Source organism: Plantactinospora sp. CA-294935 (assembly GCF_050936445.1).
Taxonomy (GTDB): Bacteria; Actinomycetota; Actinomycetes; order Mycobacteriales; family Micromonosporaceae; genus Plantactinospora.
Genome location: NZ_JBNJMU010000001.1, coordinates 4589193 through 4613274, shown reverse-complemented (window position 1 = coordinate 4613274; position 24082 = coordinate 4589193). Strand labels below are relative to the sequence as shown.

Annotated in this window: 22 protein-coding genes; 15 read left to right on the top strand and 7 right to left on the bottom strand. The window is 72.6% G+C overall.

Annotation, left to right across the window (positions count from 1 at the left end; translation table 11 throughout):
- Positions 1 to 105 precede the first annotated feature (105 nt).
- Positions 106 to 873 (top strand): GntR family transcriptional regulator, encoded by a 768-nt coding sequence (locus ACQEVC_RS20560; RefSeq protein WP_432879900.1) that lies wholly within the window; start codon positions 106 to 108, stop codon positions 871 to 873.
- 70 nt (positions 874 to 943) lie between these two features.
- On the opposite strand, the gene ACQEVC_RS20555 is transcribed toward ACQEVC_RS20560, so the two are convergent.
- Positions 944 to 1153, bottom strand: a complete 210-nt coding sequence (locus tag ACQEVC_RS20555) for a hypothetical protein (RefSeq protein WP_432879897.1) — start codon at positions 1151 to 1153, stop codon at positions 944 to 946.
- Between the two features lie 307 nt (positions 1154 to 1460).
- Here ACQEVC_RS20555 and ACQEVC_RS20550 point away from each other — a divergent pair, with 307 nt between their 5' ends.
- From ACQEVC_RS20550 to ACQEVC_RS20535, 4 genes are read left to right on the top strand one after another with little or no spacing between them, the layout of a single operon-like run.
- Positions 1461 to 2762: a D-tagatose-bisphosphate aldolase, class II, non-catalytic subunit gene (locus ACQEVC_RS20550; protein WP_432879895.1), complete on the top strand. Its 1302-nt coding sequence runs from the start codon at positions 1461 to 1463 to the stop codon at positions 2760 to 2762.
- Positions 2759 to 4000, top strand: a complete 1242-nt coding sequence (locus ACQEVC_RS20545; RefSeq protein ID WP_432879893.1) for an SIS domain-containing protein — start codon at positions 2759 to 2761, stop codon at positions 3998 to 4000. The genes ACQEVC_RS20550 and ACQEVC_RS20545 overlap by 4 nt, the downstream gene beginning before the upstream one ends.
- A gap of 5 nt (positions 4001 to 4005) precedes the next feature.
- A complete protein-coding gene (locus tag ACQEVC_RS20540) occupies positions 4006 to 4983 on the top strand; it encodes an N-acetylglucosamine kinase (RefSeq protein ID WP_432879890.1) in 978 nt (325 codons plus the stop codon).
- A gap of 10 nt (positions 4984 to 4993) precedes the next feature.
- Positions 4994 to 5956, top strand: a complete 963-nt coding sequence (locus tag ACQEVC_RS20535; RefSeq protein ID WP_432879888.1) for a DMT family transporter — start codon at positions 4994 to 4996, stop codon at positions 5954 to 5956.
- 232 nt (positions 5957 to 6188) lie between these two features.
- Here the strand turns inward: ACQEVC_RS20535 and ACQEVC_RS20530 are convergent, their stop codons facing one another.
- Positions 6189 to 7019 (bottom strand): class II fructose-bisphosphate aldolase, encoded by an 831-nt coding sequence (locus tag ACQEVC_RS20530; protein ID WP_432879885.1) that lies wholly within the window; start codon positions 7017 to 7019, stop codon positions 6189 to 6191.
- Positions 7020 to 7137: 118 nt separating this feature from the next.
- Between ACQEVC_RS20530 and ACQEVC_RS20525 the strand changes: the two genes are divergently transcribed.
- From ACQEVC_RS20525 to pfkB, 3 genes are read left to right on the top strand one after another with little or no spacing between them, the layout of a single operon-like run.
- Positions 7138 to 8562, top strand: a complete 1425-nt coding sequence (locus ACQEVC_RS20525; protein ID WP_432879883.1) for an FGGY-family carbohydrate kinase — start codon at positions 7138 to 7140, stop codon at positions 8560 to 8562.
- Between the two features lie 8 nt (positions 8563 to 8570).
- Entirely contained in the window at positions 8571 to 8747 is a 177-nt protein-coding gene (locus tag ACQEVC_RS20520; protein WP_432879880.1) for a hypothetical protein, read from the top strand.
- On the top strand, positions 8744 to 9721 hold the full coding sequence (gene pfkB, locus ACQEVC_RS20515; protein WP_432879877.1) for a 1-phosphofructokinase: 978 nt from the start codon (positions 8744 to 8746) through the stop codon (positions 9719 to 9721). Before ACQEVC_RS20520 ends, pfkB begins: the two co-directional genes overlap by 4 nt.
- Before the next feature lie 294 nt (positions 9722 to 10015).
- Here the strand turns inward: pfkB and ACQEVC_RS20510 are convergent, their stop codons facing one another.
- Positions 10016 to 10198, bottom strand: a complete 183-nt coding sequence (locus ACQEVC_RS20510; protein WP_432879873.1) for a hypothetical protein — start codon at positions 10196 to 10198, stop codon at positions 10016 to 10018.
- Positions 10199 to 10453: 255 nt separating this feature from the next.
- Here ACQEVC_RS20510 and ACQEVC_RS20505 point away from each other — a divergent pair, with 255 nt between their 5' ends.
- The 4 genes from ACQEVC_RS20505 to ACQEVC_RS20490 are packed head-to-tail and all read left to right on the top strand — an operon-like array spanning position 10454 to position 14486.
- On the top strand, positions 10454 to 11584 hold the full coding sequence (locus ACQEVC_RS20505) for an ABC transporter substrate-binding protein (protein WP_432879870.1): 1131 nt from the start codon (positions 10454 to 10456) through the stop codon (positions 11582 to 11584).
- 7 nt (positions 11585 to 11591) lie between these two features.
- A complete protein-coding gene (locus ACQEVC_RS20500; protein ID WP_432879867.1) occupies positions 11592 to 12521 on the top strand; it encodes an ABC transporter permease in 930 nt (309 codons plus the stop codon).
- A gap of 49 nt (positions 12522 to 12570) precedes the next feature.
- The gene (locus ACQEVC_RS20495; RefSeq protein ID WP_432879864.1) at positions 12571 to 13395 is read left to right on the top strand and encodes an ABC transporter permease; all 825 of its coding nucleotides are present in this window, start codon (positions 12571 to 12573) and stop codon (positions 13393 to 13395) included.
- Complete coding sequence (locus ACQEVC_RS20490; protein ID WP_432879861.1) at positions 13392 to 14486, top strand: ABC transporter ATP-binding protein; 1095 nt, start codon at positions 13392 to 13394, stop codon at positions 14484 to 14486. The genes ACQEVC_RS20495 and ACQEVC_RS20490 overlap by 4 nt, the downstream gene beginning before the upstream one ends.
- 235 nt (positions 14487 to 14721) lie before the next feature.
- Here ACQEVC_RS20490 and ACQEVC_RS20485 read toward each other — a convergent pair whose 3' ends face one another.
- Positions 14722 to 16305, bottom strand: a complete 1584-nt coding sequence (locus ACQEVC_RS20485; RefSeq protein WP_432879859.1) for a methyltransferase domain-containing protein — start codon at positions 16303 to 16305, stop codon at positions 14722 to 14724.
- A gap of 76 nt (positions 16306 to 16381) precedes the next feature.
- Between ACQEVC_RS20485 and ACQEVC_RS20480 the strand changes: the two genes are divergently transcribed.
- The gene (locus ACQEVC_RS20480; RefSeq protein WP_318394535.1) at positions 16382 to 16963 is read left to right on the top strand and encodes a helix-turn-helix domain-containing protein; all 582 of its coding nucleotides are present in this window, start codon (positions 16382 to 16384) and stop codon (positions 16961 to 16963) included.
- A 75-nt stretch (positions 16964 to 17038) separates the two neighbouring features.
- On the opposite strand, the gene ACQEVC_RS20475 is transcribed toward ACQEVC_RS20480, so the two are convergent.
- Complete coding sequence (locus tag ACQEVC_RS20475; protein WP_432879855.1) at positions 17039 to 18238, bottom strand: low temperature requirement protein A; 1200 nt, start codon at positions 18236 to 18238, stop codon at positions 17039 to 17041.
- Between the two features lie 183 nt (positions 18239 to 18421).
- Between ACQEVC_RS20475 and ACQEVC_RS20470 the strand changes: the two genes are divergently transcribed.
- Positions 18422 to 19432 (top strand): LLM class flavin-dependent oxidoreductase, encoded by a 1011-nt coding sequence (locus ACQEVC_RS20470; RefSeq protein ID WP_432879853.1) that lies wholly within the window; start codon positions 18422 to 18424, stop codon positions 19430 to 19432.
- Positions 19433 to 19753: 321 nt separating this feature from the next.
- On the opposite strand, the gene ACQEVC_RS20465 is transcribed toward ACQEVC_RS20470, so the two are convergent.
- Positions 19754 to 22024: a cellulose binding domain-containing protein gene (locus tag ACQEVC_RS20465; protein ID WP_432879851.1), complete on the bottom strand. Its 2271-nt coding sequence runs from the start codon at positions 22022 to 22024 to the stop codon at positions 19754 to 19756.
- A gap of 339 nt (positions 22025 to 22363) precedes the next feature.
- Here ACQEVC_RS20465 and ACQEVC_RS20460 point away from each other — a divergent pair, with 339 nt between their 5' ends.
- Positions 22364 to 23557 (top strand): GNAT family N-acetyltransferase, encoded by a 1194-nt coding sequence (locus ACQEVC_RS20460; RefSeq protein WP_432879847.1) that lies wholly within the window; start codon positions 22364 to 22366, stop codon positions 23555 to 23557.
- 34 nt (positions 23558 to 23591) lie between these two features.
- Here the strand turns inward: ACQEVC_RS20460 and ACQEVC_RS20455 are convergent, their stop codons facing one another.
- Positions 23592 to 24065 (bottom strand): hypothetical protein, encoded by a 474-nt coding sequence (locus ACQEVC_RS20455; RefSeq protein WP_432879845.1) that lies wholly within the window; start codon positions 24063 to 24065, stop codon positions 23592 to 23594.
- Positions 24066 to 24082 lie beyond the last annotated feature (17 nt).

Genomic DNA, 24082 nt, shown 5'->3' with positions numbered 1-24082 from the left:
TTGGTCACCGTGGCTCAAGCCGAGCCGGTGGCAGGCCGCGGGCGACCGGCTCCAGGATCGACTGAACTGGTATGGTTGGCTGGTATGACTGTTGCGAGGACGCGGATGCCCCGTGGCCTGTTCGCCGACGACGCGCTTCCGCTGTACGAGCGCACCGCCGGCCAGCTACTCGACGACCTGCGCGCCTCCGCCGCCCGCACGGGTGACCGACTGCCCTCCGAGCGAGCACTGGCAACTCGGTACGCCGTTTCCCGCGTGACGCTGCGAGCCGCCCTCGCCGACCTGGAGTCGCGAGGCATCGTGCGCCCGGCCTCATCGCGCGGGTGGTTCGTCGCCGACCTCGACCAGTTCCCCGACCCGGCGACAGCGTCCACCGCGGCGACCCCCCAGGTGCAGGGCCTCGCCGACTTCGCCCGCGTCAACGGTCTGACGCCGAGCAGTCGGGTCCTCTCTGCCGCGGTCCGCCCGGCAACGGTGTCCGAGGCCGAAGATCTCCGCATCGCCCCCGGCGCCGACCTCTTCGAACTCCACCGATTGCGCTTCCTCGACGGCCTGCTGGTCGTGCTCGAGCACAACCGGCTCCCGTTGGCGGCCTGCCCGGCCCTGGCCGAGACCGACTTCAACACCGCTTCGCTGTACGCCACCCTGCGCGCGGCGGACCCGCCGCAGACGCCGCGCGTTGCCGACTACTCGTGCGAAGCCCGCCACCCAACGCCACGGGAGATCGAACTCTTCAAGATCGGCGACACCATGCCGATGCTCGTCGCGACCACGCTGACCTTCAACCAGGCGGGCCGCCCGATCGAGCTGACCACCCAGGTCTACCGAGGAGACCGCTACCGCTTCCGAGCCTCCATCACCAATCGGTCGTGAACGACGTTCTGCTCGGCACCGCCCTCACCGGCGCCTGGCGGTCGACGGCTCAGCGGGTGTTTGCCGGCGGTTAGGCCGTGTCCTGCCGAGCAACGCCGGCCCGCGTCGGGCCCGGACGACGACCGGCGGCATTGGCGATCCGCCCGGACACCGAAGCGGTGCGGCCCTGCCCCGCCGCATAGCCGGCGAAGCCCTTGCACGACGCGTCCGGACGGCCGGCCTGGGTCGGCTCGCTGACCGGGATGTTGCCCGCATCGGCGTAAGAGGTCGGGGTGGCCATGCCCCGTCGGGCGGAGCTGGGTACCTGCCCGGGTGCGGCACCGGGTCGTCGCTCGCTGCCAGGTCGGCGGAGAGGGCCCGCGGCGGTTCAGGCCGCTGGGACATGGCCGTACCAGTCAGCGAACCAGTTTGCGTACCAGTTGATGTCAGCCGATGCGATGGTTCGCCGGCCGCGGTCCGGCGGTCGCCGGCTTCCTGGTTGACCCAAGGCATACCAGATTAAATACCAGCTAGACAGTAGCCGGCCATAGTGAATACCAGTAGGGTCCATTACCAGCTTGGGAACGGCGAAGAGGAGGAAGCGCCCCGTGAGTAACCCGCTCGACACGGTCGTCGCCCTGCACAAACGGGGGAAGGCAGTCGGCGTCACGTCGATCTGTTCCGCCCATCCCCTGGTCCTGCGGGCCGCGATGGCGCAGGCTCGGGAGGACGGCGACCTGGTGTTGATCGAGGCGACCTCGAACCAGGTCGACCAGGACGGTGGCTATACCGGTATGCGACCGGTGGACTTCCGCGACCTGGTGCACCGGGCCGCCGACCGGGCCGGACTGCCTCGGGAGCGGGTCGTGCTCGGCGGCGACCACCTGGGCCCGAACCGGTGGCGTTCGTTGCCGGCGGAGCAGGCCATGGCGCGGGCCGACGTGCTCGTGGCGGCGTACGTCGAGGCCGGCTTCACGAAGATCCACCTCGACTGCAGCTACCCCTGCGCGGACGACCAGACCCCGTTGACCGACGAGGTGATGGCCACCCGCGCCGCCCGCATGCTCGCGGTGGCCGAGAAGACCGCTGCCGCGATGGGGCGGGCCGGGGAACTCCGGTACGTCATCGGCACCGAGGTGCCGGTCCCGGGCGGCGCGGAGGAGACGATCGAGGAACTCCTGCCCACCACCGCCGAGTCGGCCCGGAGCACCCTGGCCCGGCACCGGGCCGCCTTCGCCGAGCAGGGGCTCGAACACGTCTGGCCGCAGGTGATCGCCCTGGTCGTGCAGCCGGGCGTCGAGTTCGACCACCTCCGGGTCGTCGACTACGACCGGGACCGCACCAAGGACCTGCAACGGGTCCTGGACGACGAGCCGACGATGGTATTCGAGGCGCACTCCACGGACTACCAGACCGTCCCGCGACTCGCCGCCCTGGTCGAGGATCACTGGGCCGTCCTCAAGGTCGGGCCCGGCCTGACCTTCGCACTGCGGGAGGCCCTGTTCGCGCTGGCCGCGATCGAGACCGAACTCGTTCCGGAGCACGACCGTTCGAGCCTGCCAGAGGTGGTCGAACAGCGGATGCGCGCCGAGCCCGGGCAGTGGGCGAAGTACTACACCGGTGACGCCGCCACGCAGCGCCTGGCCCGGCGCTACAGCTACAGCGACCGGATGCGCTACTACTGGCCGGACCCGGAGATCCAGGCCGCCGAGCGGCGCCTGCTGGTCAACCTGACCGACCGGAACATCCCGCTGCCGCTGCTCAGCCAGTACCTGCCCGACCAGTACCAGCGGGTCCGGGAGGGCACCCTCGACAACCACCCGGTCGAGCTCGTCCTCGATCGCGTCCGCGACGTCCTGCGCGGCTACCGTCACGCGGCCACCCCGTCCGGACGGCGGCGGACAGCATGAGCATCCTCCTCGACCACGACCACCTGCACCAGCGCGGCGCCCTCGACACCAGCCGCGAGATCGCCCAGCAACCGGCCGTGTGGCGCCAGATCGGCCGGATGACGGCGGAGTCGAGTACCGCCACCGTCGCGTTTCTGAAGCCGCTGCTCGAACGGCCGGACCTGCGCATCGTCCTCACCGGCGCGGGCACCTCCGGGTACGTCGGCGAGGTGCTGGCGCCGTCGCTGCGCCGGCGGCTGGGCCGCCGGGTGGACGCCGTCGCCACCACCGACATCGTGGCCGACCCGCTGGCCTGCTTCGCAGAGGACGTCCCGACGCTGCTGGTGTCGTTCGCCCGCTCCGGTGACAGCCCGGAGAGCGTCACCGCCACCGAGCTGGCCAGCCAGGTGCTGACCGACTGCTGGCACCTGGTGGTGACCTGCCACGAGCAGGGCCGGCTGGCCCGCCAGCACGCCGACCGGTCGTCCTCGCGGCTGGTGCTGCTACCCGAGGCGGCCAACGATCGGGGCTTCGCGATGACGTCCAGCTTCACCGGCATGCTGCTGGCCGGCCTGCTGACCCTCGGCGGCCCCGACGACGCCCTGGTGGAGCGGCTCGCCACCGCGGCAGAGCAGGTCCTGTCCACCCGCCCGGCCGCGGCGGCCGATCTCGCCGCCCGGGGTTACTCCCGGATCGTCTACCTCGGCAGCGGGACCCTGCACGGCCTGGCCCGGGAATCCGCCCTGAAGGTCCTGGAGCTGACCGCCGGCCGCGCGGTGGCCCTGGCCGAGTCCGCGCTGGGCTTCCGGCACGGACCGAAATCCGTGCTCGACGACCGGACCCTGGTCGTCAGCTACGAGTCCAACGATCCATACACCAGCCAGTACGACCGCGACATGGTGGCCGAGCTGCTGCGGGTCATCCCCGAGCGGAACCTCGTCACCGTCACCGGCCGGGCCGGGCAGCCCGCCGGGGACAACGCCTGGATCCTGCCCGGCATCGGGGACGTGGACGATGCCGCGCTGGCGCTGCCCGCCGTGATCTGCGCGCAGCTCATCGGCCTGCACTTCTCGCTGGCGCTCGGGCGCACACCCGACAATCCCTTCCCCGGCGGGGAGGTCAACCGGGTCGTCCAGGGCGCGATCATGCACCCCCTGCGCCGCCAGCCCGCGGCCAGGCCAACAGCAGGTCCGGATCAGGGCCATCCCGGCCTGGACGGCGACAGAGCTGACGTCAGCAGTGACGCCAGACGGAGGTGAGACGGATGTTCCTCGGCGTGGACGGCGGCGGTACCAAGACCGCCTTCTGCCTACTGACGGCGGACGGCGCGGTCGTGGCCCAGGCCACGAGCGTGAGCAGTTACTACTTCAGCGAAGGCATCGACCTGGTGCCCCGGGTCCTCAAAGAGGGCATCGGCGCCGTCTGCGCGACGGCCGGCATCACCCCGGCCGACATCGAATTCGCGTTCTTCGGGATCCCGACCTACGGCGAGGTCAGCGACGACGTCGCCGTACTCGACGCGGCGCCACGGGAGGTCCTCGGCCACGACCGGTACCGGGTCGACAACGACATGGTCTGCGGCTGGTCCGGCTCGCTGGGCGCCACGGACGGCATCAACGTGATCAGCGGCACCGGATCGATGACCTACGGTGAGCGTGCCGGCCGCGGCCTGCGCGTCGGCGGCTGGAGCGAACTGTTCGGCGACGAGGGCTCGGCGTACTGGATCGCCATCCGCGGCCTGCAGGCGTTCACCCGGATGAGCGACGGTCGACAGCCCGCCGGCCCGCTCCTCGATGTTCTGCGCGACCACCTGGAGCTCTCCGCGGACCTGGATCTGATCGACGTCGTGCTGAACCGGTGGCACGGCGACCGCGGCAGGATCGCGGCGCTGAGCCCACTGGTCACCCGCGCCGCGGACCGGGGCGACGAGGCGGCCGCGGCGATCCTGGCCGAGGCGGGCCGGGAACTCGCCCGACTGGTGGAGACCACCCGTAGCCGACTCGGCTACCCCGTCGACGAGCAGGTGCTGGTCTCCTACTCCGGCGGCACGTTCAAGGCCCGACAGGTGCACGAGGAATTCCGACAGCACCTACACACGCTGCACGACCGGTACGACCTTCGTCAGCCCCTGTACCCACCGGTCGTCGGCGCGGCGCTCTACGCCGCGAAACAGGCCCGCAGCCCGCTGGGCGCCGACGCGCTCGAGCGTCTCCGGACCACCCCGCCCGCCACCGCTGCCTGAGGAGGCGCAGATGCCAACGACTATTTCCCGCATCAGCCGTAGCTGGATCCCGTACGCGGGGCTGCTCGTGCTGTTCTGGGGCGTGTGGGGAGCCTTCTCCGCCGTCCCGACCAGCGATTACGGCTACCCCGACGGCATGGTCTACGTCGTCTGGTCCCTGACCATGATCATCCCGGCCGTCGCCGCGCTGCGCGGCAACCGGCTGGACCGCCGCCCGGTCGCAGCCGGCTACGGCCTGCTGGTCGGCCTGACCGGCGCCGGCGGCCAGTTGCTGCTGTTCAAGGCGCTCACCATCGGCCCGGCCTACCTGATCTTCCCGCTGATCGCGCTGTCTCCGGCGATCACCGTGCTGATGGCCATGGTGCTGCTGCGGGAACGCATCCCGCGGCTCGCCGTGGTCGGCGCGGTCGCCGCGCTGATCGCGGTCGTGCTGTTCAGCGTCAGCGACGGCGACGGTTCCGCCACCGGTGGAACGTGGTTGATCCTGGCCATCGTGGTCTGCGTCGCCTGGGGTGTGCAGGCCTACTTCATGCGCAAGGCAGCCACCGTCGGCGTCAACGACGCCACCACCTTCACCTGGATGACGATCAGTGGGCTGCTGCTGGCGCCGATCGCCATCTGGATGGCCGGCGGCCTGGCGCTGGACGCGCCCTGGCAGGCGCCGACCCTCGCCGCGATGACCCAGCTACTCAACGCCGTCGGCGCGCTCTTCCTGGTGATGGCGTTCAGCCGGGGCAAGGCCTCGATCGTCGCTCCCACGACCAACGCCCTGGCGCCCGTGCTGACCGTGATCCTCTCGCTGCTCGTCTACCAGAAGGTGCCGTCGATCTACGCCACGATCGGCATCGTGCTCGCCATCGTCGGATCCACGCTGATGGTCTACGCCGACGAGAAGCGCGGCGAGGCCGCAGCGGCGAACGGGGCCCCGGCCACGCTCGACCGGGGCGGCGCGCCGGACGTCGCCGTACCGTAACCGCCAGACGGACCCCGGCGGCCGCCGGTCCGGACTGGGTCCGGACCGGCGGCCGGCTTCGTGGCTGCGGTCGCGGCCATGAACGAACCTCCTCCAACCTGAACCGCGCGGCGCTCCCGCACCGCGTCCGACCCTGCACCCCGGCGGACCGCACGGGGCGGTGGAAAAGGTTCGATGCTGAGCCGCCATGGACGCGTGCCGCGCCGTCGTTCCTACCTTCCTGACCCGCCGCTCAGCAGATCGTGGTGACCAGGTGGGCGACGGTCCGGGCGATCGCGTCCCGCGCCGGTGCCAGGTACTTCCGTGGGTCCATGACCGGTGCGGCCGCCAGCTCGGCCCGGACGGCCTCGGTGAAGGCGACGTTCAGGATGGTGCCGACGTTGATCTTCACGATCCCGGCCCGCGCGGCCCGGACCAGGTCGCCGTCGGGCACCCCGGAGGAGCCGTGCAGCACCAGCGGCACCGGGAGCGTCGCCCGGAGCCGGCCGATGAGCGCGAAGTCGAGCGCGGCGGTCCGGTCGGTCATCGCGTGGGAGCTGCCGACCGCCACCGCCAGCGCGTCGACCCCGGTCGCGGCGACGAACTCGGCCGCCTCGGTCGGATCGGTGCGGACCCCCGGGGCGTGTGCGCCGTCCTTGCCACCGACCTCACCCAACTCCGCCTCCAGCCACAGCCCGCGCGCGTGCGCCCAGCCGACCGCCTCCACCGTGGCGCTGACGTTGGCGGTGTAGTCGAGTCTCGACCCGTCGAACATCGCCGAGCTGATCCCGGTCCCCTCGGCCGCGTGTAGCAGGTCCCGGCTCTGCACGTGGTCGAGGTGTACGGCCACCGGCACGGCGGCGAGTTCGGCCACCGCGGTGACGGCGGCGGCGATCGGGGCGAGTCGGCCGTGGCGGAAGCGGACGGCGTTCTCGCTGATCTGGAGGATCACGCCCCGGCCGGCCTGCTCGGCTCCGGCGACGATCCCCTCGGCGTGCTCCAGAGTGATCACGTTGAAGGCGGCGATCGCCGTGTGCGCGGCACGGGCGCGGTCGACCAGTTGGCCGGTGGCGGTAAGGGTCATCCGGTGCTCCATTTCCCCGGGCGTGGAAGTGTTGCCAACCCTTGACAGCCTTCCCACCAAAAGCAAGTATTCCCATCCTTGAACAAGCACCCGGCACCGCATCAGCGGAGGTGACGAGGTGGCGGCTCCACTGCTCGTCGGCCTCGACGTCGGCACCACGGCCAGCAAGGCCGTGGTCTTCACGGACACGGGTGAGCCGCTGTCCCAGGCCTCGGCGGCCACGCCGTGGACAGCCACCCGGACGGGCGCCGAACTCGACGCGACCGCCCTGCTCGGCTCCGCCGTAGCGGCCCTGGCCGGCGCGCTGGCCGCCGCCCCACCCGGTCCGGTCGCCGGACTCGGCGTGGCGAGCCTGGGCGAATCCGGAGTACTGCTGGACCGCTCCGGCGCTCCGGTCGGCCCGGTCGTCGCCTGGCACGACACCCGGGACGAGACGGAGCTGGCCGACCTGCACGCCCGGATCGGCCCGGAGACCTTCGCCCGCACCACCGGGCTGCCGCTGCGGCACCAGTGGGCACTCACCAAGCACCGCTGGCTGCTCACCCACCATCCGGAGACCCGGACCGCCGTACGCCGGCTCAACATCGCCGAGTGGGTGGTCCGCAGGCTCGGCGGTATGGAGGCCGCCGAACAGTCCCTCGCCGCCCGGACCGGCTGGCTCCGGCTCCACGACCGGGACTGGTGGCCCGAGGCACTGGAATGGTCGGGGGCGCGCGCCTCGCTGATGCCCGAGGTCGTGACCGCCGGAACCGCGCTCGGCACCGTCGACGCGGGGGCCCGACTCGACCGGCTCACCGGAGCCACTCTCACCGTCTGCGGCCACGACCACCAGGTCGCCGCGATCGGCGCCGGCGCGGTACGTCCCGGCGACGAACTGGACTCCTGCGGTACGGCGGAGGCACTGGTCCGGTCCGTCCCGCCGGGCCTGGCCCCGGAGACCGTCGCCGGGCTGGTCGCCGCCGGGGTCACCGTCGGGTGGCACGCCCTGGCCGGTCGCTGGTGTCTGCTCGGCGCCACCACCGGAGGACTGGTGCTGCAACGGGTGCTCGCCGGGCTCGGCCTGGACCGTGCCGACCTGGCCCGAATCGACACCCTCGCCGCGCAGGTCCAGCCGGGCCGGGTCGAGGTGCGGATCACCGACGAGGGCCGGTCGGTGGTCGTACCGGCGGGGGAAGCTGCCGAGCCGGCGGAGATCTGGCGGGCGGCACTGGAAACGGTCACCGACGAGATCGGCGTCATCCACGACGCGATGACCGCGTACAGCGGTGATCATCACGACCTTGTCGCCGTCGGCGGCTGGTCGCGCAGCGAGGCGCTGATGGCGGCCAAGGCCCGCCGGCTCGGCCCGGTACGCCGTTCCCCGGTCGTCGAGGCCGGGGCGCGCGGCGCCGCTCTGCTGGCCGGGCTCTCGGCCGGGGTCTACGGCAGCGTGGACGACTTCCCGGACGCCGCCGGTAGCACGGCAGGAGTGCACCCCGGCGACACCGCCGCGGCACGACGAACAGCCGGCCGCCCACGCCGGATCACGCCGAGGCAGCCGTGAGGCGATGCATGATCACCTCCGCCGACCGTCGGATCCTGCTCGCCGACCGGAGCAGGGTCGGGCTGATCCGGGGCAACCGGCACGGGGACCTGAGCGACGTCGGCCTGCTCATCACCGACAACGGCCTCCCCGACGTACGGCGCCGCGAGCTGGCGAGCGCCGGTCTGCACGTGGAGTACGTGTGATTCTCACCCTGACCCCCAACCCGAGCGTCGACCGGACGGTTTTCGTCGACGCCCTACCCCGGGGGGCGGTGATCCGCAGCCGTCGCGGCTGGAACGAACCCAGCGGCAAGGGCGTCAACGTCGCGCTGGCCCTGCAACGCCACGGCCGACCGGTCACCGCCGTCCTGCCGGTGGGCGGCTCGGTCGGCGCCCAGCTCTCCCAGATGCTCCGGCTGGCCGGACTGCCCGTACGGGAGGTGCCGGTGCGGGGTGAGATCCGCAGCAACATCAGCCTGGTCGAGCCGGACGGCACCGTCACCAAGGTGAACGAGCCCGGTCCCGAACTGGACGCCGGGGAGACCGAGGCGCTGGTGCGGGCAGTCCTGGACAACCTCGCCGACGTCACCTGGCTGGCCTGCTGCGGCAGCCTGCCCGACGGGGTACCGCCGGACCTGTACGCCGAACTGGCCGACGCGGCCCGGTCCCGCGGTGTCCGGGTCGCGGTCGACACCTCCGGCGAGCCGCTGCGGGCCAGCCTCGCCGGCCGACCCGACCTGGTCAAACCGAACTCTTCCGAGCTGGCCCACCTGGTCGGCCGGCCACTGCGGACGTTCGGCGACGTGATCGACGCGGCGCTCCAGGTTCGCAGGCTCGGCGCCGGCGCGGTGCTGGCCACTCTCGGCGCCGACGGCGCGCTGCTGGTCGAGGCCGCCGAGGTACGGCACGCCGAGGCGCAGGTGACCCGAGTGGTCAGCGCCGTCGGCGCCGGTGACGCCGCCCTGGCCGGCTTCCTGCACGGCGGCGGGGCGGGCATCGCCGCGCTGCGTACCGCCGTGGCCTGGGGCACGGCCGCGGTCCAGCACGAGGGAACGCTCTTCTCCGCCGCCGACCCGGATCAGACGGTGCTGGTGAGCAGCGACGTCGACCCGGGCCGGCCACTACGGGACCTCGACGCCGTCCTCGCCCGGGCCGAACCCGTCACCGGGCCCACCTGACCGGGCGCGCCCGCCGGGCTCATCGTTACTCGAACGGGCCGGGCATGTCCCTCGGGGGGAGGTCTGTGGGCGCGGATGTACAGCGACCACGGCAGTGGCTGAGGCAGGTGGTTCGTCGCGATCTTCGAGGCGGTCTGCACCGGTCCGATCCGCTCACCGCGCCATTCCGTGGAGCCCCCTGGCGTTGCTCCCTACCGCTACAGACCTTGGCGGGTCCGGTGGTGTCTGCCGGGGACCCGACACCGGGCCGGGCTGTTCGGCCGCCCGGTCCCGTCCGGTACGACGGGTCGTCGGCTACGGCTGGTCCTCGTCGCTCCTCTCGTTTATCCGTTTTGTCTGCCGGGCGACGATGCCCAAGATGGCCGCGGCCGCGGTGATCGCGATCGCCGTCGCCGGAACGGCGGCCACACCGAGCCCGATCGCCGACGCGGCGATGGCGCCGATCACCGTCGAAGCGGCGCCGACCGCGGCGGGCACGGTCTGCGACGCCGGCGGCGACGGCTCCTTGGGCTCCTTCGGATCAATTCCAGTGAACCTCACTGTCTGCCCGAGTACGGCTTTCGGGGCGACCTTTCGCCGGAACAGCGCCGAGCGTTCATCCGGGCGTCGTCTTTTCCGCTGGTCAGCGCACCGGGGGCGGGCATGATGGCCGCCGGGCGCCGCCGGCCGGATCCGCAAACGGCTCAGGTCGACCGGTACGGCGCCGAACGGTATCGGTAAGGAGAAAAGAACGTGCGTTACGCGGTTGCCCGTACGGTCGCGGTACTCGCGGCGTCGGCCGGGCTGGTAAGCATGGCCGCCTGCTCGCCGCCGGAACAGGCCGGCGCGGGGACGGGAAGCGGCGCGGCCACCGCCACCAGCGCCGCCGACCTGGGTGGGCTCGACAAGCTGATCGAGGAAGCCAAGAAGGAGGGGCAGCTCAACGTCATCGCGCTGCCGCCGGACTGGGCCAACTACGGCGAGATCATCAAGACCTTCAGCGAGAAGTACGGCATCAAGGTCAACTCTGCCCAGCCGGACGCCGCCAGCCAGGACGAGATCAACGCGGCGAACCAGCTCAAGGGCCAGAGCGGCGCCCCGGACGTCTTCGACCTCGGTGACGCGGTGGCCCGGGCGAACGTGCCGATGTTCGCCCCGTACAAGGTGACCACGTTCGACGAGATCCCGGCCGCGCTCAAGGCCGCCGACGGTGCCTGGGTGCACGACTACGGCGGCTACATGTCGATCGGCTTCGACGCCGGCAAGGTGCCGGCCCCGCAGAGCCTCGCCGACCTGCTCAAGCCGGAGTACCGGGGCAAGGTGGCGCTGAACGGCGACCCGACCCAGGCCGGCGCGGCGTTCAGCGGCGTGGTGATGGCGGCCCTGGGCAACGGCGGCTCGGCCGACGACATCGGCAGGGGCGTCGACTTCTTCGGCCAGCTCAAGAAGGCCGGCAACTTCCTGCCGGTCGACCCGACCCCGGCCACCATCGAGTCCGGACAGACCCCGGTGGTGATCGACTGGGACTACCTCAACGTCGCGCAGGGCGCCAAGCTCACCGGCAAGGCGCAGTGGCAGACCGTGGTGCCGCAGGGCGCGGTGGTCGGCTCGTACTACGTACAGGCGATCAACTCCGACGCCCCGCACCCGGCGGCGGCCCGGCTCTGGCAGGAGTTCCTCTACTCAGACGAGGGGCAGAACCTCTGGCTGAAGGGCGGGGCACGCCCGGTCCGGGCCGAGGCGATGGCGAAGGCCGGCACGATCGACCAGACCGCCTACGCGGCGCTGCCGGCCACCACCGGCGAGCCGGTCTTCCTCACCGAGGCGCAGACCGCCAAGGCGAAGGAGACCCTCACGGCCACCTGGGCCAAGGCAGTCGGCTGACCCGACGATGGCGGTCGTGACCTCCACGCCGGACCCCGTGGCGCCCGCGCCCGGGGTCCGGCCCCACCCGGCCCGGCGCCGGGTCAGGCTTCCGGGCGGCGGCGCGCTGCTCGGCGTCGTGCCCTTCTTCGGGTACGTCGGGATCTTCCTCGCCGTCCCCACCCTGGTGGTGGCGGTCGGGGCGGTGACCGGCGACGGCGGCGGCTTCACGCTGGACAACCTCGCCCGGCTCGCCGACTCGTACATCCTGGCGGCCTTCGGGCGCAGCATCCTGCTCTCCGCGGTCACCGCGCTGCTCGGGGCGGTGTTCGGCGCCCTGCTCGGGTACGCCCTGGTGACCGCCCGGCCGGACGGCCTGCTCCGCCGGGCGGTGACCGCCGCCTGCGGGGTGCTGGCCCAGTTCGGCGGGGTGACCCTGGCCTTCGCCTTCATCGCCACCATCGGGCTCAGCGGCTTCGTCACCGAGTTCCTGACCGACCGGGTCGGCGTCGACATCTACGCCTCCGGCGTCTGGCTCTTCGAGCTGCCCGGCCTCCTGCTGGTCTACGCCTACTTCCAGATCCCGCTGATGGTGATCGTATTCCTGCCGGCGCTGGACGGCATCCGTGCGCAGTGGCGGGAGGCGGCGGCGAGCCTCGGCGGGTCGACCTGGCAGTACTGGCGACTGGTCGGAATGCCGCTGCTCGCGCCGCCGTTCCTCGGCGCCACGCTGCTGCTCTTCGCCAACGCCTTCTCGGCGTACGCGACCGCGGCGGCGCTGGTCAGCCAGGGCAGCCCGATCGTGCCGTTGCAGATCCGGGGCGCGCTGACCAGCGAGGTGGTGCTCGGGCAGCAGAACCTCGGCAAGGCGATGGCGCTCGGCATGATCGTGGTGGTCGCCCTGGTCATGTGGCTCTACGCCCTGGTGCAGAAGCGGAGCGCGAAATGGCTGGGCTGACGACGGCTGGACTGGCGAGGGCTGGGCTGACGACGGTTGGGGTGACGGCATGGCCGGGGTGATCCGGCGTCGGGCCCGCCGGCAGCGGCTGTTCCGCTGGGCCGTCCTCACCATGCTCGGGATCTTCTTCCTGCTGCCGCTGGTCGCGATGCTGGAGTTCACCACCCGGGGCGCGGGCGGCGGATTCACCCTGGCGACCTGGCGGCTGCTGGTCGACTGGCCGGAACTGCGCCAGGCCTATCCCGACCTCTCCACCGGGATCCGGGCCTCCTTCGGGCTGGTCCTGCTCACCGTGGCGCTCACCATGGCGCTGCTGGTGCCGACGGTGATCTGGGTACGGCTGCGGCTGCCCCGGCTGCGCCGGCTGGTCGAGTTCCTCTGCCTGCTGCCGCTGACCATCCCGGCGATCGTGCTGGTGGTCGGGCTCGCCCCGGTCTACGCCTGGGTGACGTACCTGCTCGGCGGTTCGCCGCTGACCCTCACCTTCGCCTACACCGTGCTGGTGCTGCCGTACGCGTACCGGTCCATCGACGCGGGGCTCTCCGCGATCGACGTCCGTACCCTGGCCGAGGCGGCCCGGAGTCTCGGCGCCGGCTGGCCGACGGTGATCTGGCGGGTGGTGCTGCCGAACATCCGCTCGGCGGTGCTCTCCGCGGCCTTCCTCACCGTCGCCCTGGTGCTCGGCGAGTTCACCATCGCCTCCCTGCTCAACCGGACCAACCTCCAGGTCGCGGTCAACCTGCTCGGCAAGAGCAGCGCGACGATGTCGGTGGCGGTCTCGCTGGCGGCGCTGCTGCTCGCCTTCGTCCTGTTGCTGCTGCTCTCCCTCGCCGGCGCCGGCCGGCGCCGCACTTCTGAGAAGGGAATCTCGTGACCGCGTCTCCCGTCGCCGCCGACCCGGCACCGGCACCCGCCCGCCGAGGCGTCCCGGTACGCCTGGAAGGGCTGCGCCGCAGCTTCGGCGGCACACCCGCGCTGTCCGGGCTCGACCTGGACCTCGCACCGGGCGAACTGGTCGCCCTGCTCGGCCCGTCCGGCTGCGGCAAGACCACCGCACTGCGGGTACTCGCCGGCCTGGAGGAGGCCGACTCCGGCCGGGTGCTGGTCGACGGCGAGGACGTCACCGACCGGCCGGTCAACCGGCGCGGCATGGGGATGGTGTTCCAGGCGTACAGCCTCTTCCCGCACCTGACCGCCCGGGAGAACGTCGAGTTCGGGCTGCGGCTGCGCGGCCGGCCGGGAGCACAGCGCCGGCGGCGGGCCGAGGAGATGCTGGAGCTGGTCGGCATCGGAACGCACACCCACCGCTATCCGCACCAGCTCTCCGGCGGCCAGCAGCAGCGGGTCGCGCTGGCCCGGGCGCTGGCGATCGAACCCCGGGTACTGCTGCTCGACGAGCCGCTCTCCGCGCTGGACGCCAAGGTACGCGTCCAGTTGCGCGACGAGATCCGCCGGATCCAGTTGGAGGTCGGCACCACCACCCTGTTCGTCACGCACGACCAGGAGGAGGCGCTTGCCGTCGCCGACCGGGTCGGGGTGATGCGCGGCGGCCGGCTGGAGCAGTTGGCGGCTCCGGCGGAGATCTACCTGCGCCCGGCGAGCGCGTTCGTCGCCGACTTCGTCGGGCTGAGCAACCGGATACCCGGGCACACCGGCCCGGGCGGCACCGTCCGGGTGCTGGGCCAGGAACTGCCGCTGGTCGAGCCGGCCGCCGCACCGTCCGCCCCGGACACCCCGGTCACCGCCCTGGTCCGGCCGGAGGCGGTCGACGTGCTGGCCGAGCCGGACGGCGACGCCCGGGTACTCGCGGCCAGCTTCCTCGGCCCGATCAGCCGGGTCACCGTCACGCTGCCGGACGGCACGCCGGTGGTGGCGCAGGTCGGCAGCGACCGGCTGGCCGGGCTGGCCCCGGGGACCCCGGTCCGGGTACGCCTGCGGCCCGCCCCGGTGGCGCTGGCCGGCTGACCGGCCGGACGGCCCCGCCGGTACCGGATCGGCGGGACTGTCGGCCGCAGCGCTGCCGGACCGGCCCCGTCATCCGACGGAGGTCGCGGGTTCACTGCGCGCACCTGCCGCTCGGCACCCACTTCCTCTGGCACTGCCTGAACGCCACCGTGCTGTTCCTGGTCAGCTACGCCGTACTGCGCCGCTGGCAGCGGAGGGTGGCGCCGCGCTGAGCCACGGGCCCGCCCCGGGTCGGCTACCGACGGCGGGCGACCAGTACCGCGTCGGAGATGGTGATCTCGCGACCCTCCGGGTCCACCGCCGGCCGGGTCCGGGTCTCGGCGGCCAGCACCGTCCAGGCGGCCGGGTCCAGCCCGGACGCGACCTCCTCGGCGGTGTACATCATGTCCGGGAAGTGCATCCGGTGTGCCGAGGTACGCAGGTCGGACGGGTGGTGCCCGACGATCAGCAGGGTGCCGCCGGGAGCCACCGCGGCGGCGAGCCGGTCGAAGACCTCCCGTCGGGTCTCGCCGGGCAGGTGCATGAACTGCGCGGAGACCAGGTCGTACCGGCCCTCGGCCGGCGGCTGCTCGCGCAGGTCCGCGTGCCGCCACTCGATCCGGCCGGCGACCTCGGCACCGGCCGCCTCGGCGTGCGCGGCGGCCCGGCCGAGTGCCGTGGTGGAGATGTCCACCCCGGTCACCTGCCAACCCCGCTCGGCGAGCCAGATGGCGTCGGCGCCCTCTCCACTGCCGACGTCGAGTGCCCGGCCCGGCGCCAGCCCGGCCGCCTCGGCGACGAGTTGCGGGTTGGGGCGGCCGCTCCAGATCGCCGGGCGGGCCCGGTAGCGCTCCTCCCAGCCCTCCTGCTCGAACATCGTGCGTACCTGGTGCCGGTACGACTCGACGGCGTCGCGGGTCTCCTCGGCCACCAGGTCGATGTTGATCTGCGCACCGGCCATCAGGCCGGACGCGGCGGACGAGATGACCTGGGCGCGTACGTCCGCCACGTTGCCGGCCACCCAGACCCCGGGCGCCGCCAGCCCGGTCGGGTCGGCCGGGATCTGGCTGCCGACGACGTGCCCGCCCATCTCCACGTCGACCGGCTTGACTCCGAGCGACTCCAGCACGCCGGCCCGGGCGGTGAACCGGGGCGCGACCACCAGCGCGTCGAGCGCGACGACCTCGCCCGAGTCCAGGCGTACCCCGGTGAGCCGGTCGTCGGCGATCTCCAGCCCGGCGACCCGGCCGGGGACGACGGGGATGGCGCGCGCGGCGAGCTGTTCGGCGTCGGAGGGCTCCAGTGCCGGGGCCCCGTGCGTCAGCAGCATCACCTGCGGGCTCCACTGCCGCCACAGGTTCACCTGGTGCACCGCCATGGCGGTCGGCCCGGTCACCAGTACGCCGATCCGCCGGTCGCGCACCTCCCAGCCGTGGCAGTACGGGCAGTGCAGCACGTCCCGGCCCCACCGCTGCGCCAGCCCGGGCAGTTCGGGCAGTTCGTCGACGAGTCCGGTCGTCACCAGCAGCCGCCGGGCCCGCAGTTCGGCGCCGCCGTCCAGGGTCAGCCGGAAACCGTCGCCGTCCCGGGTGGCCGTCTCGACCCGACCGGTGCGGATCTCACCGCCGTACCGGGTCACCTCGGCACGCCCGTCCGCCACCAGCTCCGCCGGTGGTGTGCTCTCCCGGCCCAGGTAGTTGTGCACCCGGTCGGCCGGTGCGTTGCGCGGCTGTCCGGCGTCCACCACCAGCACCGACCGCCGGGCCCGGGCCAGCGCCAGCGCTCCGGCCAGCCCGGCCGCGCCGCCACCGACCACCACCACGTCGTATGTCTTCTCCACGCTGCGCTCCCCTTCCTCGGACGGTACGCGTCCACGGTGCGGCACCCGGGGACGGTCAGCAACTATCCTTGCCGCTATGGCAAAGGACGAATTCGCGCTGACCTCGGTCGGCCCCCGGCTGCGGGAGCTGCGCAGGCAGCGGGGCAGCACGCTCACCCAGCTCGCCGAGTTCACCGGCATCTCGGTGAGTACCCTGTCCCGGCTGGAGTCCGGCGGCCGCAAGCCGACCCTGGAGCTGCTGCTGCCGCTCGCCCGGGCCTTCCAGGTCTCCCTCGACGAGCTGGTCGACGCGCCCGCCACCGCGGACCCCCGGGTACATCCCCGACCCATCGTCCGGCACGGCGTCACGTTCCTCCCGCTCACCCGCCGGCCGGGCGGTTTGCAGGCGTTCAAGCAGATCCTCCCGCCGAACACCCCGGGCGGCGAGCCGGAGCAGCAGACCCACGAGGGCTACGAGTGGCTCTACGTGCTCTCCGGACGGCTACGGCTGCTGCTCGGCGAGCACGACCTGATCCTGACCCCGGGCGAGGTCGCCGAGTTCGACACCCGGGTACCGCACCACATCTCCAACCCCGGCCCCGGGGTCACCGAGGTCCTCTCCCTCTTCGGCCCGCAGGGCGAACGCCTGCACGTCCGGGCCCGCCCAGCGGCACGTTGAGCCCGGCCCGCCCGGTCGAGCACCACCTCGGGCACGCGAACCCGGCCCGGACCCGGCGGGCGGGGCCCGGCCGGGTCAGAGGGGCGAGGCGGGCGCCCTGTGCTGGCGGCCCCGGACCCGGGCCAGGTCGTGCAGGGTGATGCCCAGCAGGATCGTGCTCACGGTGCCGGCCACGACCAGCGGCGGCACGAAGAGCATGCCCGGCGCCACCGCCACCAGCGCGACGATGCCGATCAGTCGGGACCGGAGCACCGTGCCGAACACCTCGTACCCGAACCGGGCCCGGCCGGCCAGGAAGAGCAACGGGCCGCCGACGATGACCCCGACCCAGGCCCCGTCGGTGTGCCCGAGCGGCCGGGCCACCACGAGTTCGTACCCGACCCCGGTGGTGACCACACCGGCCACGATCACCAGGTGGGTGTAGGTGGCCGACCAGGCGAACCGGGCCGGGTCCCGGGCGGTGTGGAACGCCTCGGCCAGCACGAACCCGGCCTGGAAGAAGTAGACCCGCCAGAGCAGCACGGTGGTGGTGAAGGCGATCAGGAACGCGGCCGACTGGGCGGCGGTGAAGTCGCCGCCGCTGAACGCGAACCCGGTGACCAGGATCGACTCGCCGAGGGCGATCAGAAAGAACTGCTGGTAGCGCTCGGCGATGTGCTCACCCGCGAAGGCCCACTCCGGGCTCGTCGAGGAGCCCAGCCGGGGAGTGGGCCAGCGCAGCCGGTGCCCCAGGTAGTCGGCGAGCAGGGCCAGGCCCCAGAGCAGCAGCCGGAGGTCGCCGGTGACGAGCGCGCCGACGATCCAGAGCGGGGCGGTGCAGACCACCCAGAAGACCAGCCGGACGGAGATCCGCTGCCGGGGGTCGCCGCGCAGGGTCAACCCCAGCACGAACGGCCGGACGAACTGGAGCGCCACGTAGGCGAGCGCGAACATCAGCCCGTGCTGGCCGAACGCCTGGGGTACGGCGACCGCCATCACCATCGAGCCGAACATGGTGACCACCACGACGGCCTGGACCAGCGGCCGTTCCGGGTCGAAGCGGCTGGTCATCAGGGTGGTCATCGACCAGAGCAGCCAGAGGGTCAGCAGCAGCACCAGCGCGCGCAGCGCCTCCAGGAAGACCTCCTCGTCGAGTTGGGTGAGGTCGTGCACCAGCCGCTGCGAGACCCGGGTCAGCGCGAAGACGTAGACCAGGTCCAGGAAGAGTTCCAGGAAGGTCGCCCGTGGCGAGCTTTCCTCTCTGCGCAGCAGTTCCGCCCCGCCACCGAGTACCATCCGCTGCCTGTTTTCTCCCGCTCCGCGACACTTCTGGCGAAAGCTCACGCCTCCTGCCAGAGGATTACCACGGTGCGCCGGTCCCGGAAGCGGGGCCGGACAAACCCGTCCGGCGGGAGCGGGAAATCCGCCGGTGGAGGCGCCGCCCGGAAGAAATCCGGTCCGTCGCCGGTTGCCGCACGTGTGATCGACGTACCGTTGTCTGTCCTTGACCTCGCCCCGGTCGCCGCCGGCACCAGCGCCGGCGCGGCCCTGCGGCACACCACCGAACTCGCCCGGCACACCGAGGAACTCGGTTATCACCGGTTCTGGGTAGCCGAACACCACAACATGCCGGCGATCGCCAGCTCCGCCCCGGCGGTGTTGATCGCCCACCTGGCGGCGGCCACCTCGACCATCCGGGTCGGGTCCGGCGGGGTGATGCTGCCCAACCACGCGCCGCTGGTGGTGGCCGAGCAGTTCGGCACGCTGGAGGCGCTGCACCCGGGCCGGATCGATCTCGGCATCGGCCGGGCGCCCGGCACCGACCAGCCGACCGCGCTGGCGCTGCGCCGGACCATGGCGGGGCTGTCGGCCGAGAACTTCCCGGAGGAGCTGGACGACCTGGTCAACTACTTCACCGGGGAGCGGCCGGGCCCGATCACCGCCACCCCGGGCCAGGGTGACCGGCCGGAGATCTGGCTGCTCGGCTCCAGCGGGTTCAGCGCCCGACTCGCCGGGCTGCTCGGCCTGCCGTTCTCCTTCGCGCACCACTTCAGCGCGGCGAACACCCTGCCGGCGCTGGCTCTCTACCGGCAGAGCTTCCGGCCGTCGCGCTGGCTGGACCGGCCGTACGCGATGGTGGCGGTCAACGCGGTCTGCGCCGAGGACGACGAACGGGCGGAGTGGCTCTCCGGCCCGGCCTCGCTGTCCTTCCTGCGGCTGCGTACCGGCCGGCCGGCCCCGCTGGCCACCCCGGAGGAGGCGGCGGCGTACCCGTACACCGAGCTGGAGCGGCAGTTCGTGCTGGAACGGCGGGAGGGGCAGGCGCTCGGTTCGCCGGAGACGGTACGCCGGCAGCTCACCGACCTGCTGGCCCGGACCGAGGCCGACGAGTTGATGATCACCACCTTGGTCTACGACATCGCCGACCGGGTGCGCTCGTACGAACTGATCGCGGAGAAGGTCGCGGGCGGGCTCCGCCGGCAGGGCTGACCGGCCCGGCGACCTCCCCGGCGACGCCGGTCGCGATCTCCGTGGCGGCGCCGGTCGCGGCGGTGGCCGTGACCGGCGTCACGCCGTCCGGAGGTCGCGAAACACACTCTTCACCGTGCCGTCATCGGCGCGCACCGGAAGCGGCCTAATGTTCTTACCGGTGGTGGTTCGACAAGCGCGATCGGGACGGGTCGCGTGATGTCGCGGTGTGTGCCGCACCGGCACGCGGGGAGATGAGCGACCCCGCGGGCCGGTGCGGCTTCGCGTTTCCCGGATCCTGTCGTCTCCGGATCCCGATCCGGGCTACCGAAGATAGCCGGGCTACCGAAGATAGATGGACGGTGCCGGCGGGGTGGACATGCCGTTCCCGATGAAGAAGCTCGGATGCGGCGGCTGGTTGTAGGCGGTGTTCTGCCAGGCGATCGCCACCCGGTACATCGGGTCGTGCATCAGGGTGTGAATCCGGGTGCTGGTCTGGGTCGGCGTGCTGTAGATCCGCAGCGCGCCGTTGTCGCTGGTCCGCCAGATCACCTCCTCGCGCCAGTCGCCGAGGATGTCCGCCGAGAGCGCCGGGGTGGCCTTGGTGCCGTTGTTCGACGCCACCCCGCTGCCGGTGAGCAGCCGGGTGTCGGAGCTGGTGCCGTACTTGTCGATCCGGGTCTGGTCCAGCAGCTCCCGGACCGGGTCGCCGTCCCACCAGATCAGGAAGTTCGCCGACGACGGCTTGCGGCCGACGTTCGACCCGCTCGGGCTGCGCAGCCCGTCGGCCGCCGACGACCAGGACTCCGCCCCGGCGCTGCCGGCGTGGACGTCCCCGGCCACGCCCCGGCCGTTGTCCCCGGCCGGCGAGGTGGACCAGTAGATCTGCCCGGTACGCGCGTTGGCGAACCAGGACGACGGACTGGACGAGTTCTCGCTGACCTTGAAGTACTCCAACCCGGAGCGGCTCGGGTCGAGGTCGCCGAGGTGCCCCGCGTCGCCGTGCCCGTGCCCGGTGTTCCACAGCGGGGAACCGTTGTCGTTGATCGCCATCGCCCCGTACAGGATCTCGTCCCGGCCGTCGGCGTCCACGTCGCCGACGGTCAGCGAGTGGTTGCCCTGGCCGGCGTACTGCGAACCGGCCGAGTTGGAGTCGAAGGTCCAGCGCCGGGTCAGCGAGCCGTTGCGGAAGTCCCAGGCGACCACGACGCTGCGGGTGTAGTAGCCGCGCGCCATGATCAGTGAGGGTCGCTGCCCGTCCAGGTACGCCGTGCCGGCGAGGAACCGGTCCACCCGGTTGCCGTAGTCGTCGCCCCAGGACGAGACGCTGCCCCGGGCCGGCTCGTAGTTGACCGTCGAGCGCACCGCGCCGGTCTGCCCGTCGAACATGGTCAGGAACTCCGGCCCGGCCAGCACGTAGCCGCTGGAGTTGCGGTGGTCCGCCGAGGAGGAGCCGATCACCTGGCCGGTGCCGGAACGGGTGCCGTCGGCGGTCTTCATCGCCACCTCGGCCCGGCCGTCGCCGTCGTAGTCGTAGACCTGGAACTGGGTGTAGTGCGCGCCGGCCCGGACGTTGCGGCCCAGGTCGATCCGCCACAGCCTGGTCCCGGTCAGGGTGTACGCGTCGACGTAGACGTTGCCGGTGTAGCCGGACTGCGAGTTGTCCTTGGCGTTCGACGGATCCCACTTGAGCACGATCTCGTACCGGCCGTCGCCGTCCAGGTCACCGACGGAGGCGTCGTTCGCCGCATAGGTGTACGCCTCACCGGAGGGTGTCGTGCCACCGGGCGGCACCTGGAGCCGTACGTCGAGATAGCCGCTGCCGAACTGGAGAGCCGGCGCCGACTCCGCCTGCTCGGTCCCGTTCACCACCGCCCGCACCGTGTACGCCGACCCGGCGGCGGCGCCCGAGTCGAGATAGTTGGTGGCGCCGGTGATCGGGGTGGAGTTGACCCGGGTCGAGCCCCGGTAGAGGTTGAACGACACCCCGGAGGTCTCGGTGCCGAGCAGCCGCCAGGAGACCAGGTTGGCGCTGCCGGAGCGGACGCTGACCAGGCCCCGGTCGAGGTTCTCGACCTGCTTCGCCCCGGCCGGCGGGTCGGTCGGCGGCGGGGTGGTCACCGGCGGGGTGGGTGGCGGGGTGGTCGCCGGAGGGGTGCCGGTGGGCGGGCCGCCCGGCGTGGTCGCGCTCGGTGCCACCGCACCGGTGCAGGTGGTGCCGTTCATCGCGAAGCTCGCCGGCACCGGGTTGCTGCCGTTCCACGAGCCGTTGAAGCCGAACGCGGCGCTGGCGCCGGTGGCGAGTGCGCCGTTGTAGCTGACGTTGCCGGCCGTCACCTGGCTGCCGCTCTGGCTGACCGTGGCGTTCCAGGCCTGGGTGATCTGCTGGCCGGCGCCGTAGGACCAGGTCAGGCTCCAGCCGGTGACCGGGTCGCCGAGGTTGGTGAGGCTGACGCTGGCGCCGAAGCCGCCCTGCCATTGGTTCGTCACCTGGTAGTCGACCCGGCAACCGGCGGCGGCGGCCGAGGCGGCCACCGCGAAGGTGCCGGTCGCGGCGAGCGCGGCGGCTGCGGTGGCGGCGAGCAGGGTATGGCGACGTGCTGAGATGCGCATGATCAACTCCGTTGGGGGCGGGGCGCGGTACCGGGTTTCGCCAGCCCGACCGGGGATGGCCGTGCCGTACCGACCCTGCCCTGGGGCCGGCCGGACCCGAACCGCGGGAGGGCGGCCGAAATGGAACAGTTCAACGGCAACCCGACAACGGGGGTACGGCTTCCTGCGCACCTGAATGCTAGGGCAACCGCTTTCCGGTACACAACATCGAGCCCGGTCGGTTTAAAGGTTTCAGCTCGCCCGGCGCCGCCACCGGAGCTTCCCGCCGGCCCGGCCGTGCCCGGCACCCGGCGGCGAACTCGCTCGCGACGGTCGAGGCGGGCTGGCTAGGCTCGGTCGGTGCCCACCCTCATCCGGCAACTCGAAGCCGACGACCTGGCCGCAGCCGGCGAGTTGGGTCGGCTGGCCTTCGGCTCCGCCCCGTCCACCGCAGCACCGTCGACCGATCCCCGACCGGGCATCACCGGCTACGGCGCGTTCGACCCGGACGGCCGGCTGGTCGGCAAGGCGGTCGACCTGCACCACGAGCAGTGGTGGGCCGGCCGCCGGGTCTCCGCGGCGGACGTCGGCGGAGTCGCGGTGCTGCCCGAGGCGCGCGGCCGGGGAGTGGCCCTGGCGCTGCTCCGCGAGCTGCTCCGGGGTGCCCGCGAGCGGGGTGCCGCGATCAGCGCGCTCTATCCGACGGTGACCGGGCCGTACCGGCGGGCCGGCTGGGAGGTGACCGGCGCCCTGCGCGCCGTCGACCTGCCCACCGTGGCGCTGCCCCGGCACCGGCCGGTACCCGGGTTGACGGTCCGGCCCGGCGGTCCCGCCGATCTCGGCGCGACGGCCGACCTGTACGAGCAGATCGCCCGGCACCGCTGCGGCCTGCTCACCCGCCGCGGCGGGGTCTTCGACCGGGACCAGCCTCCGACGGCGCTGCCGGACGGGGTGGACGGGCTCACCCTGGTCGAGCGGGACGGCCGGCTGGTCGGGTACGCGAGCTGGCAGCGCGGGCGCGGCTACGACCAGCACGCCGTACTGACCGTCGAGGAGGTGCTGGCCAGCACACCCGAGGCGGCCCGGGAACTGGTCGGCGTACTCGCGAGCTGGCAGAGCGTCACCCCGACCGTCCGGCTGTGGCCGCTGGGCACCGACGCGGTCGCCGCACACCTGCCGCTGGAGCAGGTCCGGCAGCACGAGCAGCGGATCTGGATGCACCGGCCGGTCGACGTGGTCCGGGCGGTACGCAGCCGGGGCTGGCCGGCACACGTGCGCGGTCTGGTCGACTTCGCACTGACCGACGAGATCGCGCCGTGGAACTCCGGCAGTTGGCGGCTGGAGGTCGACGGCGGTGCCGCCGAACTGCACCGGATCCCCGAGGAGCCCCCGACCCAGCTCTCGGTACGCGGCTTCGCGCTGCTCTACACCGGTGCCGCCGACGGGTACGCGGTCGCCGAGGCCGGCCTGCTGCACTGCCCCGCCGGCACCGACCCGGGCGCGCTCGACCTGCTCGGCGCCGGCCGCCGGGCCGAACTGCTCGACTACTTCTGAGCGCCCGCCCGCCACTCCGGGCCGTACGGGTGGGTCAGCTCCCGCCCCCGCCGGCCAGCATCGGGACCAGCACCAGCCCGCCGCAGCAGATCAGGCCGACCACGCCGAAGCTGATCAGGGCGATGCTGTAGTTCGACCACATGCCGAACTTCGTCACGTCGGTGCCCAGCCCGTCGTGCACCCGGTTGCGCCACCCGCCGAACCGGAACGAGAGCTGATGCCCGGCACCCGGCTGTACGACCACCCTCGTGCTCATCACCGGGATGCCGAACAGGTCGGTGTACTTGACCTCGTGCTCCCCGGCCGGCACCGCGATGTGGAAGGTGCCCTCCGCCATCCCGGAGACCTCGCGCCCGTCGATCTTCAACTTGCAGGTGCTCGGCGCGGGTACGAGGTAGGGCCCCCGGTTCGCCGAGACGATCAGCGCGCCCCAGCCCGGTGGCAGCGGGACCGGGTACGGGTAGGCGGCCAGGGCCATGCCCGGCGGTGGGACCGAGGGATATGCCATCGGTGCATAGTGGCATA

Coding starts and splice junctions, on each gene's coding strand:
- ACQEVC_RS20455 (WP_432879845.1), bottom strand. CDS start 24,065: ATGGCATATCCCTCGGTCCCACCGCCGGGCATGGCCCTGGCCGCCTAC.
- ACQEVC_RS20495 (WP_432879864.1), top strand. CDS start 12,571: ATGGCCGGGGTGATCCGGCGTCGGGCCCGCCGGCAGCGGCTGTTCCGC.
- ACQEVC_RS20500 (WP_432879867.1), top strand. CDS start 11,592: ATGGCGGTCGTGACCTCCACGCCGGACCCCGTGGCGCCCGCGCCCGGG.
- ACQEVC_RS20475 (WP_432879855.1), bottom strand. CDS start 18,238: ATGGTACTCGGTGGCGGGGCGGAACTGCTGCGCAGAGAGGAAAGCTCG.
- ACQEVC_RS20545 (WP_432879893.1), top strand. CDS start 2,759: ATGAGCATCCTCCTCGACCACGACCACCTGCACCAGCGCGGCGCCCTC.
- ACQEVC_RS20535 (WP_432879888.1), top strand. CDS start 4,994: ATGCCAACGACTATTTCCCGCATCAGCCGTAGCTGGATCCCGTACGCG.
- ACQEVC_RS20480 (WP_318394535.1), top strand. CDS start 16,382: ATGGCAAAGGACGAATTCGCGCTGACCTCGGTCGGCCCCCGGCTGCGG.
- ACQEVC_RS20465 (WP_432879851.1), bottom strand. CDS start 22,024: ATGCGCATCTCAGCACGTCGCCATACCCTGCTCGCCGCCACCGCAGCC.
- ACQEVC_RS20520 (WP_432879880.1), top strand. CDS start 8,571: ATGATCACCTCCGCCGACCGTCGGATCCTGCTCGCCGACCGGAGCAGG.
- ACQEVC_RS20540 (WP_432879890.1), top strand. CDS start 4,006: ATGTTCCTCGGCGTGGACGGCGGCGGTACCAAGACCGCCTTCTGCCTA.
- ACQEVC_RS20555 (WP_432879897.1), bottom strand. CDS start 1,153: ATGGCCACCCCGACCTCTTACGCCGATGCGGGCAACATCCCGGTCAGC.
- ACQEVC_RS20530 (WP_432879885.1), bottom strand. CDS start 7,019: ATGACCCTTACCGCCACCGGCCAACTGGTCGACCGCGCCCGTGCCGCG.
- ACQEVC_RS20560 (WP_432879900.1), top strand. CDS start 106: ATGCCCCGTGGCCTGTTCGCCGACGACGCGCTTCCGCTGTACGAGCGC.